The 209-nt window shown below is 48.3% G+C and carries 1 rRNA gene; it reads left to right on the forward strand.

Annotated features, from left to right (window positions below):
- A 23S ribosomal RNA gene (locus KJQ99_RS10455) occupies positions 1 to 209 on the forward strand; the annotation flags it as partial.

Below are 209 nucleotides of genomic sequence, written 5' to 3' on the forward strand. Positions count from 1 at the left end.
GGAGGTTGGCTTAGAAGCAGCCATCCTTTAAAGAAAGCGTAATAGCTCACTGGTCTAGTGATTTTGCGCGGAAAATATAACGGGGCTAAAATAAGTACCGAAGCTGTAGACCCAAGCCTAGCTTGGGAGGTAGGAGAGCGTTCTATAGGCGTTGAAGATGTACCGGTAAGGAGCGTTGGAGCGTATAGAAGTGAGCATGCAGGCATGAG

The organism is Campylobacter sp. 2018MI13, assembly GCF_018501135.1.
Lineage (GTDB): Bacteria > Campylobacterota > Campylobacteria > Campylobacterales > Campylobacteraceae > Campylobacter_E.